Raw genomic sequence first — 13,343 nt, 5'->3', positions numbered from 1 at the left:
TGATGTTTAAATACCGGCACAGACATCATTTTTTTCCATATTCGGATCATCATCGGCCGGATCACAGCAGATCAGGTAGGTGTCGTCACTGAGAAAGTCTTTGTATGAAATCAGGGGCATTTTTCGAATCACAGGCTGTGCCAGGCGGAAGCGGTCCGTGAGAAATTCAAGGAACGGGGTATTGGGTTGAGGCGGGGAACCGGCATCGGATGCCGCCAGTTGCCACAATACGGGAGTGCCTGGACCCACAATAGCATTTTCAAGGATCTCCAGCAGGTTTTTCTCGATGTGAATCCCGTTTTGTTGACCTGAACTTTCCAGGCGGGAGGCAATGTTGACCGGTTTGCCGATGCCGGTGACAATCTGCCGGTCCCGGCTGCCCAAAGGACCTACCAGGGCGGATCCAAAGGACATGCCGGCCCGGAATGCAATGGAGATGCCGTGGGTATTCACCAGATCGGCCACCGTTTTATCCGGATCCATGGGGTGCAAGCCTTGAGTCAAGGCCCGGATCTGGGTGAGCACGGTCGTGAGGACCAGGGTCATGATCATGACCCGTTCCGACAGACTGGAGGGAACGCCCCGATCCGGCGGATCGAACAACGGGATACTTTCCAGAAACACCGCATCCCCGATAAAATTATCCACCCGGCACCCGTATGCCGCAGCTGTGTTTGCCGTAATTTCATGGCACAGGTTGAGTACCAGGAAAAATTCTCGAGGAGACAGACAATTACGCATCCGGCTGGAAGACACCATGTCCATAAACGCGAACACCCCATTGGGTTCAATCACCGGCGCCATGTTCAGCTGGTCTTCCGTGACCGCGCCCACCGACTGCAGATGCTTGTTTAACGCATCCATTTTTTTGGCTTTTTCATTCATTTCGAGAAACGTTTTTCTCAGGTTTCTTTCCTTGCGCCAGATGATTCTGGCGGCCCTTCGGCCTTTGGCCTGGCCAAGATGGGCGATGGATGCAATTTCGATGGCTGAAATCAACTGACCCAGCCGGTTTTTCAATTCTTGGGGGTAAGAGACCGGATCATCCCCTGTTTTTTCAAACAGCTGCGGTTCCACGGTGTTGAGCACAATGGCCCCATAGTCGGGGATGTACACGGAGATAAAATTATCCGGTTTGAACCAGTGAATAATATTCATATTCACCTGCATGTCCTGCAGCACCTCAAACCGCTGGCCATCATATGCAGTCACTGTCATATGCTCCCGAGAGGGATGATCTGTCATTTTTTTCCGGGGGATATGGTCTGTGAACAGCATTTTGATGCCGCTGGCATAGTATTCACTGTGTTTCCGGATAACATTGGCAATCACCCCGTCCGTCGGTACCCGCCGGCCCTGGGCATCTCTTTTGTACAGCCAGATGGGAGAAATATTGAACCAGCGAAGCAGGGTGGGACCCACCCATTTAAGGCCGAACCCGGACAATCCCTGACCGGTGATCTGATGCACCACGCCCCGGTCCCATTGCCGGGGAGGTAAAAACCGTTCCCCGGTATGATTGGTGCCGTACAACAATCCGGCCTGGCGTGCGTTGAACAAACGCCGGCTGAACGTCAGCAGCAGTCCCAGCACATTTTTCTTCCTGAACGCCAAACGTTCAAACCGTTGGATATCCGGTATCTGTGAAAATATCATGATGTTCCTTTCCAGATCCAGAAAACCCCCGCATCTGCTCACTGACAGATTGGCTTGAAAACTATCGGGTCATGGCGGACAGGATCTGTTTGGTTTTAACCAGGGCCTTGGCGGTCTGGTTGGGTTTAAAACCTAAATGAAACTGAACACACTCTTTTTTGATCCATTGGAACCGTGCCACTGGCTGCCATTTTTTCTCCAGATCCGGCAAAGGCATGGGCAGGTGCGGTAAAGAAAAAGTCAGCACCAGGGCCGACGGATCGATATCCAGCCGCTGGACACCGCACTGAATGGCCAATACCCGGAACATGATCTTTAACAGCATGTTTTCCGCAGGCCGGGGCAATGGGCCGTACCGATCCATCAGTTCTTTTTTCATGTCTGATATATCTGACAAAGATGTGAGCCGGGACAGTCTTCGGTACAGGGTCAGGCGCTGGGACACGGATTCGATATATGTTTCGGGAAATCCGGTGGACATGCCTGCATTGATTTCCGGATCCAGCGGTTCCAGGTGAGTGTCATCTTTCAGGTCATGGACCGCCTGGTCCAGCAGTTTTAAAAACAGATCATATCCCACCGCCGCAATATGTCCGGACTGGGACGCACCCAAAGCCGTGCCTGCGCCTCTGATCTGTAAATCTTTCATGGCAATTTGAAAGCCTGATCCCAGATCCCGGTATTCCATGAGCGCGGCCAGGCGTTTTCTGGCATCTTTGGAGATCCGGGATTCATCGGAAACAAACAGGTATGCATAGGCCTGATGATCCCCTCTTCCGACCCGGCCCCGCAGCTGATAGATCTGGGACAGGCCGAACCGTTCGGCCTTGTCGATGATCATGGTGTTGGCCGATGGAATATCCAGGCCGGATTCAATAATGGTGGTGCACACCAGCAGGTTGATCTCCATATTGACAAATGCCAGCATGACCCGTTCCAGCTCCGCTTCGGACAACCGGCCGTGGGCCACACCGATGCGGGCGTCCGGTACCAGTTTCTTCAGATTGTCCGCCACTTTGAAAATGGTTTTGATATTGTTGTGAACAAAAAAAATCTGGCCGTCCCGGGCCAGCTCTTTGTTGATGGCATCTTTGATAACGGCCTCTTCATACGGGGTGATATAGGAAATGATGGGCTGGCGGTCTGCGGGCGGGGTTTTGATCACGCTGATATCCCGCATTCCGGTCAAAGACAGGTGCAGGGTCCTGGGAATGGGGGTGGCACTTAAAGCCAGCACATCCACGGTGCTGCGTTTCTTTTTCAAAACCTCCTTGTGCCGGACCCCGAACCGCTGTTCCTCGTCAATCACCAGCAGTCCCAGGGATTTGAATGATACATCCTTCTGCAAGAGCCGATGGGTGCCGATGACAATATCCATCCGGCCGTCTGACATCTGTTCCAGAATCTGGGTTTGATCTTTGCGGGATCTGAACCGGGACAGCCCGGCTATATTCACGGGATAATTCTTGAACCGTTCCCGGAATGTGGCCAGGTGCTGTTCCGCCAGAATGGTGGTGGGGACCACCATCGCCACCTGTTTTCCGTCATTGACCGCCTTGAATGCGGCCCGGATCGCCACCTCGGTTTTGCCGTATCCCACATCGCCGCACACCAGCCGGTCCATGGGCGTATCCGACTCCATATCCAGATGCACCTCATCAATGGCTTTGAGCTGATCTCTGGTTTCCTCATAGGGAAACGTGGTTTCAAAATCCTGGTAATAATTGTCCGGTTGACTAAAGGAAAATCCTTTGTTGATCTTTCGTTTTGCATACAGATCCAGCAGGTCCGCCGCCATCTTTTCAACTTCTTTTCTGGCTTTGGCCTTGGATTTGATCCAGGCTTTGGAACCGATTTTGTCCAGCACCGGTTTGTGACCGTCCACACCGATATATTTGCCGATCATCTCCATCCGGTCCACCGGCAGGTACAAGGTGTCTTCATCCTGGTACACGATCTTGATGAAATCCTGGGAAATTTTTCCCACATCCAGATTGACCAGACCGTCATACCGCCCGACTCCGTGCTCGGCATGCACCACAATATCCCCGTTTTCCAGCTCTTCCGGAGCGATCATTTCGGTTTTCAGGTCCCGGGAGGACCGCATGACCCGCCGCACGCGTTTTTTGCCGAAAATCTCCTCTTCCGTGATCAGCACCAGGTGATGGTCTGTCAACACAAATCCGGTGGATAAGGTCCCCACCACAAAATACAGCCCGGCAGCCCGGGATTCTGCTTCCTGAATGGTTTTCAGCGGGGCCGGTATCAGGCCATAAGGTGCCAGCAGCGAGATCAGTCGCTGAACCTGGGCATCCTGATGCAGCACGCACACGATTTTGCTGCCGGCAGTCACCCGGGAATCGATCCAGTCCACCAGGGGCTTCAACGGAGTGTCCGACCGATGTTTCATCCCCAACGTTCCCGGCAGAATGTCAATGGTTTCCGGGTGAAACGAAAATACGGCTTTACCTCTCCGGGTCCGGTTCAAGGCAAGATCATCAAACGTCAGATGCGGGGTCTGGCCGATTCTTTCCGCCACCTGGTCAAACGGCACCAGGCATTGATCCGGATCTCCTCCCAGGCGTTTTTCCGCCGTCAAAGTCTGAAAATTTTGCCGGGCCCTGTTTTCATAATCCACGGCTTTTTCCGCCAGATTTTCCGGAGAATCCCAGATCACGCAAAAACCGTCCGACAAATAATCAAACGTATCATCCAGGGTATCATACACCATCGAAAGCATGGTTTCGATCCCGGCAAACCGGCCGGTCTGACGAATCTGGGTGACATATTCCCGGATTTTGGCATCGTCCAGGCCGGCGGCTTTGGCGTGTGACCTGAGCCGTGCCAGCACATGGGGCTGGTCTTGATCCAGCAATATGGCTTCAGTGGCCGGGATCACGATCACTTCAGACAATTCTTTGATTCCCCGCTGGGTATACGGAGAAAAACTGCGGATGGACTCCACCAGGTCTCCGAAAAATTCCATGCGGACCGGCCGGGGCATCCCAGGAACAAACAGGTCCAGTATACCGCCCCGCACTGCATATTCTCCGGGGTCTTCCACCAGAGACACCCGATGATATCCGCCGGCCTCCAGCCGGTGGACCAAGGCATCCCGGTCCGTCTCCTCATTGGCCATCACCAGTTCGGCATATTGGTCCAATCGGGTTTTAGGCATCAGTTTGCACCGCAGCGTGTCAATACTGGTCACCACCAGATATGGACCGGTCCGGGGCGCTGACAATTTGGACAATACCGCCATCCGGCGCAAAGATGTCTGCCGGTGGTGAGACAGGGATTTGAATGGCAGAATGGCATGACTGGGAAAATGTAGAATGGCATTTTTCCGGTCCGGCAGAAAAAATTGTAAGTCATTGACAAATGTGTCTGTCTGACCCGGATCCGGCAATACTACCAGCAGATCCCGGTTCAGACGTTTAAATATCCGGGCTGCCAGCCAGGCCTTGTGGGACCCGTGTTGCCGTGTGAGTACAAGGGGGCTGTCCGGGGACAGCATGTGATCAATAATATTGGATATCATGAAATGATTTTATTTGAATTTACCAGCCAGGTCATGGTCAATGACATAAATACAGACCTCATTGGCCCCCTGGCTGGTATAGCCGAATTTGGCGGACAAATTGTCAATGAGAAATGTAACATCTTTTTTGATGCGTTTGTCGTGGGTTTTAAATTTTTTGGTATCAAAATCTTTGATGGCGTTTCTAAAATTTTCATTGGCCACAAACGGTGCCAATACCTGTTTTTTCAAATTGTGTACATATTTTTCATGCAAAAATGCAAACACCCGGGTATCGGTGATCGATTTGTTCTGGATCATCATTTCCTGGGTCAGAGCACGGGTGGTAAATTCCTTGAGCACATCATTTCTGATCTGATCTCTGGTTTTGGCATCTGGTTTTTCCGACAGAAACCGGTTTTCAATGCTTTCTAAAAATGCGTCGGTCACATGCAGTTTTTCTTTGGTGAAAATGCATGTGACCACGGAATTGAGCTCATGGGTAACAGCGGAAATATAATGTTTGATGTCCCGGGCAATCTGGTCTTCATTGTAATAATACAATGATTCCTTGACCTGCTGGAGCACGGAATAATCATACATGCGAAGCAGACGGTCCAAAAACCCCTGGGGGAGCAGTTTTTCAGACTGATGGGTCAGCGTGTTGAAAAAAGTGCACAGATCCGTCATATTGATCAACCGGTCTTCTCTGGCATATTTGGAATAGAATTCATCAAAGATCTTGATGGCGTCCCGGCCGGATAATCCTTCCTGACCGCAGGTTTCAGATTCCGCAATAATCTGTTTGAGCCTTTTTTTGTCTAAACGGCGCACATCTTCATCATCCAGCCATTTGGGAACATTGCCTGAAAACAGTTCCATTTTCAGCAGCATGAGCTGGTCGTCACAAAAATTTTTATATTTTCCCGGCTGAGGGATCCAGGCTTCCAGGGCCGGTGATTTTTTCTGGCTGCGGGTACATACAATAATTCGGGCAAAATTGTCCAGGACCATGGGCAGAAAACTGCCGTCAATATGCCGGCCGAAGATATCCATATAGATTTTGACTTCGGTTTGCCAGTCCAGCACATACGGAATGTCAATATACCTGATCCGGTCTTCAAAAGAGGGAAAATCTTTCAGATTGTTTTTGTCTTCCGGGTTCATCAGTGCAAAAAACAGGGCATCCACCCGCTCTTCCATATGTTCCACCTTATGAATGCCTTCGGAAATGATATTGTGCAGCGCCACCAAACGTTCGACATTATGGGATTTGATATCCATCAGCGCATAGATCCCGTTGTGGATCCTGGCAAAATAAGAATAGGTGTACTGAATAAGATTGGAATCCTGGAACAGCGAATTAATGCGGTTCTGGAGCATCTGATTGGAGATGATGTTGTGCTTGGCGGGCTGATCTCCGGGGTTGAACACGGAAATACCGTTGCCGATCCGCCGGTTCACATAATACGGCCGGGCAAAGAGCATGCTGAACACGGTTTTGGGGTCCTGAAACAGTTCGAGCAGGGTGTGATAAATAGATGAACACACCGTGCAGGTGTCTTCGGTAAACACCCATTCATATTCTTTTTCCGTGAACAGCTGCCACTTGAACTGATCGTTTTTGATCAGTTCGTCTAGCACCCCCCGGCGCTGGTCCTTGGGAATCACCAGAAACGGATTGTCATGGGCCAGGCAGGGGATTTCAATAAAATCATTTTCCTGAACCTTCACGAACCGGTCTTTGATATGCGGGTCGCTGTTGGTTTCGGCTTCCTTTGTTTCCACCAGATGCATCCATTGTTCAAATGCAGATGGGGGAAATGAATGGCATTTTTCCTGAAGTTTCTTGATATTTAAACGCCACACCACCTCATACCGGAGTCCTTCTTCCGTATTGGCGTATTGTTCAAATTTTTTAAGCAGATTGTTCAAAAATGTGCTTTTGCCGCACCCGTGGGGTCCGTGAAAAATGTAGATCCGGTTCTGCTGGGCTCCATGGCGCAGGTATTCCATCTGCTTCATGAACCGGTTGGCAAACAGCATGTCCGGAAAATACGGATTATCAGACCCTTCCACAAACAACCGGGTACAATCATACCGGGTAAAAATCGGCTCGCCCCGATCTTCGTCCATGGGTTCTTCATATTCATCCACATGCGCTTTGACCATATCATGAAACGACTGGAAAATATTTCTCAGAATCCGGGATGGGTTGGCATTGAGCATATTTAGAAAGGTTTCAAAAGACACGGGCTGAAGACGCTGGTAATCCTGAATATTTCTGTTCAGCAGCGACAGGGCCTGGTCCACGGATCCGGTGGCGGATGCAGTGTCTTCCATCATGGATTATAACTCCTGCTTGTGCAGTTTTCGGTCTTTCAGTACATACCGTACCCGTTTCCATTGAATGGGGGATTGCCGGGAGTCGGCCGTCTTGCCGGCAGCGCCTGGGTCCCAGAAGTTGATATACGGGGATCCGGGCTGGGCAGCCGCGGACGGCACACTGGTTTCCAGATGAACCGGCCCTCCCCACAAAAATTCAATCCCGATCATGGTGTTTTCAATAAAATCCTGTTTCAACGGTTTGTTTTCAAATCGATGATTCAGATAAAGGATCCCGTTTCTGGTTTTTTCCTCAACAACGTAGATATCCGGTGGATGGTGCAGGGTGTTGATGACCATTTGTTTGTAATCTGCCACTTTTTTGGACTTGATATAATACTGCCAGGTGTTGTGCTGGGGATTAAACCGTTTTCCAGCCACAAACAAATGGTGCCGATCCACAAATTCCTGGTCCACAAATGTATTGATAAACGAAAAATCGTCCATATTTTCCCGCACAAAAAAAATATAATCTGTGCCCGTGTTTTTTGTGCGGTCATATTTTGTTCTTAAAACCGCATCTTTAAGCTGGAAATAATCCAGGGAATACCGGCCTCTGTCTTCCATTTCCTGGATGTGCTCGAACAGTCGAAGTCCTAAGGCATATGGATTGAGCCCCACTTTGGGCATGGCCGTGACCGTGGCATTGACCTTGGCGAAATCCGTTTCATGTCCTCGGATCCGATCATCTTTCAGAAACAGATGGGCATGCCAGAAAGACGCCCACCCTTCGTTCATGGTCTTGGTCCGGATCTGGGGCTGAAAATACAAGGATGTGCTGCGGACAATATGAATCACCGATTTCATCCATTCATTTTCTTCCCTGCGCAGAAAAGAAGAATACTTAAGAATATATTCCATGACATCCATCTTGACCGGTGAAATTTTTTGTTTTTCTTTCTGAAAAATTTCTTCGAATTCAGGATGTTGTTCAATCACTTGATCAAAAAAATCCGCATGATCTTTCCGGCACTGATTGTACCGGTCAATTTCTTTTAAATACACATGCTGGGGTATTGATTTGATTTTCTGAAGAAACCGGTCAAAATAAAAATCGATTCGATCCGGCACATGGCCCTGTTCCCGGGTCAACGTCCGGTTGAGATCCCGGTGAAACCCCACCAGGTTGTCTATGCCTCTGGCAAATTCAATCACATAATCCACCCACCGGCCTTTTTCACTTCTCAACTGGGCGATGAGCCGTTTGTCCGCTAAGGCCTGGCCGGCCAGATCCACATCCCACGTGTTTTTATAATACAGATTGTTTTGAAAAAAATCGATGTGGGCCAGCACATGATAAAAAATCATCACATTGAGCCAGTCCGGGTTGTTGTCATTGTAAAACGAGATGGCCGGACGGGTGTTGATCACAGTTTCATAGGGATTGGACGGATATGCCTCATACATGCCTTTGCCCGACAGGACCCGGACATCATGCACCCAGTAGTCATACAGGGTGGGAATCATTATTTTCGGAGACAGTTCGATCATGTCCCGGTTGGTGACGATATATTCCAGGGTTTCATCATCAAACCGCAATCCGGCATCCCGTGCCCGGAGTTTGCATTCTTCCATGATGCCTTTGGCATGTTGATTGACCAGTTCCATATGCCGCTCTTTTTTTCTGGTTGACCGGACCTTTCCGGTATCAGGATATCAACGTCTTGATTCCCTGAATGATTCTGGAATCATCCACATTTTCCCCCATGACATCCATTTTGATCAAATGACTGTGGCGGTCCAACACGCCGGAGCCTTGAATATATTTTTCCACTTCCGTTTCCTTGGTTCCGGTATAAGTGTGCTTGACCACTGAGATGCCGATCCGGGCGGCATAGGTAAAAATTTTTTCAATTTCAACCAGTGTCTGCTTGCCGTCCTTTTCCCAGTCATCCCCGTCAGTACCGTAAAACACGTAAATATTGTAATCTCTGGCCAGGTTTTCTTTTTCCACGATCTCGTTGACCATTTGAAATGCGGTATACACTTTGGTGCCGCCGGCCACTTTATATGAATAGTATTTCTGGAAATCCGTCACTTCCCGGGCTTCGGTGTCATGAAGGATGAATCTGGTCTCCACCTGTCTTTCATACTGGTATACCAGCCAGGAATAGAGCATCACATGCTGGGATACCACGGTCTGGGTCACTTTTCCCCCCATGGAACCGGAATAGTCCCGCAGAAAAAAAACCAATGCCTGGGATTCATATTGTTTTTCCCGGGACAGCACGCGAAAAATCAGGTCCCGGGGGGACACCACAAACCCGGCGGAATCGATACGGGTCACATCTGGAATCCGCCCCAAAGACATATTGGTTTCCACAATTTTTTTCAATGTGGCTTTCTTGTCCAGAATCTGCCCCACACCTCTGTTCTTATCGGTGAGATCATACACATACCGGGCCAGAGCCCTTTTTTTGCCCTTGTCCTTTAAATTGGGCAGTTCAAAATCCTGGGACAGCACCTTGCCCAGTTCATAGGCATTGGCTTCCATTTCATGTTCACCGCCCTGGCCTTCCCCGGGTCCTTCACCATCCCCTTCCCCCTGGCCTTCCCCTTCTTCGGGCCGCACCGGCTGTTCACCGATAACATCTCCTTCTTCCCCTTCACCGGTACCACCGGTGGGCTCTCCTTCCCCGGGCGACTGGTCGTTCAGCAGCGTATCATCGTGGACAAATTTTTCTTCCACCGTGGTGGGAACCACAATGATCTTTTCCCGGTTGCCGGCCCCGGGCTTGACAATCCGTCCGATGCGGATTTTGCGCTTGAACCCGTCTTCTTCCCTTTTTTTATCCCGTTCAAGGAGTTCGTCCAGGGTGATCATAAGGAGCCCCTTTGCTTAATTGTCATCTTCCTGGCTGCAAAAATATTCAATGGTTTTCTGGGCACAGGTCCGGCAGTATCCCAGTTTTTCGTTCATGGTGGTGATCATCCGGTCATACAGTTTCTGGTTTTCCTCATTGGTCCGGTTGGCCAGGGCTCCCACCAGAGACCCGGCTCCGGCAATATCGGATTTCAGACGTACATCGGTAATGGCCTTGACCAGTTCCAGGTTGTCCATGAAATCATAATTGGGATCCACCGACAATTTCTGGCCATAGATCTTACGGACGGAATTTCTAAAAGACGCCCGCTGTTCTTCGGTCTTCAGCCCCAGTCGTTCCTCCACATTCTTGATATACCGCTCATCGATTTTCAGGGCTTTCAGTTCACCGGTCTGGGGATCCTTGTATTTCCACATCATGTCCGGCCCCAGCTGTTCCGCATCCACCCCGATGATCATGTTCACATAATTGAGCACATCTTTTTTAATGGCCAACGGCTCGTCCATGTAAGCATTAAACATTTCGGTCATGATCCGTTCCCGGTAAAGCCCCCTGGCGATTTTGAGATCTTCCATGTATTTGGCCCGATCACCCGGTTCCTGCACATAATCCAGCACAGTCCGTTCCAGGGCTTTAAAAATATCCAGGGCAAACATACACTTGCCTTCATTGGTTTCCGATGATTCCAGCAGCAGCTGAACCGCTCTGCCCAGATTCCGCTGGCCCAGCCCTTTCTGACCGAACCGTTTGGTGATATCGGTATCCTGATTCAACGTGTCAATCAGTTCTGCCAGGGTTTTCAGGCTCTTTTCGCCCGCCACTTCACCGGCTGCCAGTTTCAAGGTCTCCACCGGAGTCAATTTTTCCGATTTTGGCAGCCGCGTCAGTACCACGGCCACGGAGGCAGCATAATTAAGATTGGGGTCCTGATGAAGGATCTCATGGTCCAAGGACCGCTTCACATCCTTGCCAATGGCGTATTCGGTCAGGGTTTTCTGTATTTTGTAATCGGTGTTGTGGGCCACATAGCAGATGCGGCACCGGTCCACGATAGGCGCTTCTTCTCTTTCGGACAAAAAGGTGTCAAACTCGGAATTGTTGCTGGTGGCGATAATCAACGTATCAATGGGCCATTTGAACCCGTCCAGCTCAATGGTCCGATTCTGGATGACCCCTAGATAAACCTGGACCAGGTCTTTTTTGTTTTTGTAGATTTCATCGGCAAAATGGATCCCGCCGCCCGCCACCCGGGCCAGGGCCCCGCGTCTGAGATCGAACCGATACGGGTTGTTGGTATCGGTGATGTGCAACAGCCGTTGGATGGATTCTTCGCCGATCAGGTCCACGGCCGACGATGTGATTTTGTCTTTGGCCGGATATTTTCCCGTGATGGTGCCTAAGCTTTCGATGAGCGGCACCGGTGTAATCTCCACAAAAGAGAGCATTTTTTCGATATCATTGTCGCACAACTCCCGGATCTGGTTCCAGATATAGGCGGAACAGGCTCCCAGCGGGCGGTATTTGGCATAAATCCGTTCGATCTGGTGATCCGAGAATTTAAATTTTTTTGCCAGAAATTCCATGGAACGGCCTTTGGTGGTCTCCAGGCTCATGGCCAGGATCATGGGATCTTCATAGGTCTGGGATTCAATAAACTGAATCTGACCATATCCTCCCACCTGATCCAGATGGGTGAACCGAAAGGTGAATTTCTGGTTTTCAGGAATGGATAAAAATTCCCGGTACCGGTCACACAGGTAATCCACAAAAAAGGTTTTGCCGTTTCCCGGCTCGCCCACCAGCACGAATGCCATCTCCCTGGACGATCCGCCTTCCGACGCATCCTTGACAAACGATACAAACGCGTTGATTTCGTCATACATGCCCACCAGGTGTTTTTCCCCCTGGCTGAACAGATTGAATTGATACGTGGATTTCCCCTTGACCGTGATTTTCTGAATTCCCGCATCCAGAATCATTCTGGAAACCCCCTGGAAGGCATCTTCAAATGCCCTTTTTCCCTTTTTTACTGCATCCACGTGTTCCAGTAAGGCATTCCCCTTTATTTTGGCAGCCATATTGTCCTCCCCGGGTATCGACAGTGCCAGACATCCGCCTGACGGTGAGTTTGAAAAAGATCTTGATCCTGATAAAAAAAATATACCAATCTGTGTTTGAGGTGTCAAACGATTTGATCCGAAATAGGAGGGAAACGCAGGAACCAAAAATTAAGACGGATCGCCTGATTTTTGCAGGGCCAGGATATGGCGGGCCAGCAATAGATCATGGGGGGTGGTCAGCTTGATATTGGCGGGATCTCCGGGAATGGTTTCAACCTTGAACCCGGCATGTTCCATGACCGAAGCGTCATCGGTTCCCTCAAACCCGGTTTCAACGGCATGGTTCATGGCCTGGGATATCAGGTCCAGACGAAACACCTGAGGCGTCTGTGCCCTGAACATTTGGCTTCGATCCACGGTTTTTACGATTTGACCCCGAATGTCCACCTGCTTAAGGGTATCGGTCACGGGCAGCACAGGGATGCATCCCCCGGTCTCTAAGGCGTTCTGCATGAGCTGATCCATGAGATAATGAGGCACAAAAGGCCGGACCCCGTCGTGAATGAGCACCAGACATCGGTACGGATCCCGGACCAGTGCCATGGCCATATCAATTCCGTTTTGCACCGACGTCTGGCGATTCTTTCCTCCGGCAACCAGATGGACGTGACAGGTGAATTGCCGGGGCGCAATCATCTGTGTCCGGCAGACATCCACATCTTTTTCAGGAATCACCAGAATGATCCGGTCCATACCTCCATGCCGGTCGAACTGATCCAGGGTCCGGATCAATACCGGCTGTTTATCCAGAACCAGGTATTGTTTTTGGATTTGACCGCCCATGCGGGTGCCCTGCCCGGCGGCCATAACAATCGGGATGCATTGAATACCGGTCAT

The 13,343-nt window shown here is 50.2% G+C and carries 7 protein-coding genes; all 7 read right to left on the bottom strand.

The window, feature by feature from the left end; genetic code table 11:
• Nucleotides 1-6: 6 nt before the first annotated feature.
• The gene (locus tag DPO_RS12690; RefSeq protein ID WP_006966350.1) at nt 7-1,656 is read right to left on the bottom strand and encodes an adenylate/guanylate cyclase domain-containing protein; all 1,650 of its coding nucleotides are present in this window, start codon (nt 1,654-1,656) and stop codon (nt 7-9) included.
• Between the two features lie 61 nt (nt 1,657-1,717).
• Nucleotides 1,718-5,197, bottom strand: a complete 3,480-nt coding sequence (mfd, locus tag DPO_RS12685; RefSeq protein WP_006966349.1) for a transcription-repair coupling factor — start codon at nt 5,195-5,197, stop codon at nt 1,718-1,720.
• A gap of 9 nt (nt 5,198-5,206) precedes the next feature.
• Nucleotides 5,207-7,522, bottom strand: a complete 2,316-nt coding sequence (locus DPO_RS12680) for a serine protein kinase PrkA (RefSeq protein ID WP_006966348.1) — start codon at nt 7,520-7,522, stop codon at nt 5,207-5,209.
• A gap of 3 nt (nt 7,523-7,525) precedes the next feature.
• Nucleotides 7,526-9,169, bottom strand: coding sequence for a SpoVR family protein (locus DPO_RS12675; RefSeq protein ID WP_006966347.1), 1,644 nt, complete (start codon nt 9,167-9,169; stop codon nt 7,526-7,528).
• 40 nt (nt 9,170-9,209) lie between these two features.
• Nucleotides 9,210-10,385, bottom strand: coding sequence for a DUF444 family protein (locus DPO_RS12670; RefSeq protein WP_006966346.1), 1,176 nt, complete (start codon nt 10,383-10,385; stop codon nt 9,210-9,212).
• 15 nt (nt 10,386-10,400) lie between these two features.
• Complete coding sequence (locus DPO_RS12665; RefSeq protein WP_006966345.1) at nt 10,401-12,464, bottom strand: serine protein kinase PrkA2; 2,064 nt, start codon at nt 12,462-12,464, stop codon at nt 10,401-10,403.
• A 150-nt stretch (nt 12,465-12,614) separates the two neighbouring features.
• Nucleotides 12,615-13,343, bottom strand: coding sequence for a 2-C-methyl-D-erythritol 4-phosphate cytidylyltransferase (ispD, locus tag DPO_RS12660; protein WP_006966344.1), 729 nt, complete (start codon nt 13,341-13,343; stop codon nt 12,615-12,617).

Source organism: Desulfotignum phosphitoxidans DSM 13687, assembly GCF_000350545.1.
Classification (GTDB): Bacteria; Desulfobacterota; Desulfobacteria; order Desulfobacterales; family Desulfobacteraceae; genus Desulfotignum; species Desulfotignum phosphitoxidans.
This window is presented reverse-complemented; position numbering and strand designations above follow the sequence as displayed.

What these genes read in the sequence shown, in the direction of transcription:
- mfd (WP_006966349.1), bottom strand. Translation starts at nt 5,197, where the DNA reads ATGATATCCAATATTATTGATCACATGCTGTCCCCGGACAGCCCCCTT.
- DPO_RS12680 (WP_006966348.1), bottom strand. Translation starts at nt 7,522, where the DNA reads ATGATGGAAGACACTGCATCCGCCACCGGATCCGTGGACCAGGCCCTG.
- DPO_RS12670 (WP_006966346.1), bottom strand. Translation starts at nt 10,385, where the DNA reads ATGATCACCCTGGACGAACTCCTTGAACGGGATAAAAAAAGGGAAGAA.
- DPO_RS12665 (WP_006966345.1), bottom strand. Translation starts at nt 12,464, where the DNA reads ATGGCTGCCAAAATAAAGGGGAATGCCTTACTGGAACACGTGGATGCA.
- DPO_RS12690 (WP_006966350.1), bottom strand. Translation starts at nt 1,656, where the DNA reads ATGATATTTTCACAGATACCGGATATCCAACGGTTTGAACGTTTGGCG.
- ispD (WP_006966344.1), bottom strand. Translation starts at nt 13,343, where the DNA reads ATGACCGGTATTCAATGCATCCCGATTGTTATGGCCGCCGGGCAGGGC.
- DPO_RS12675 (WP_006966347.1), bottom strand. Translation starts at nt 9,169, where the DNA reads ATGGAACTGGTCAATCAACATGCCAAAGGCATCATGGAAGAATGCAAA.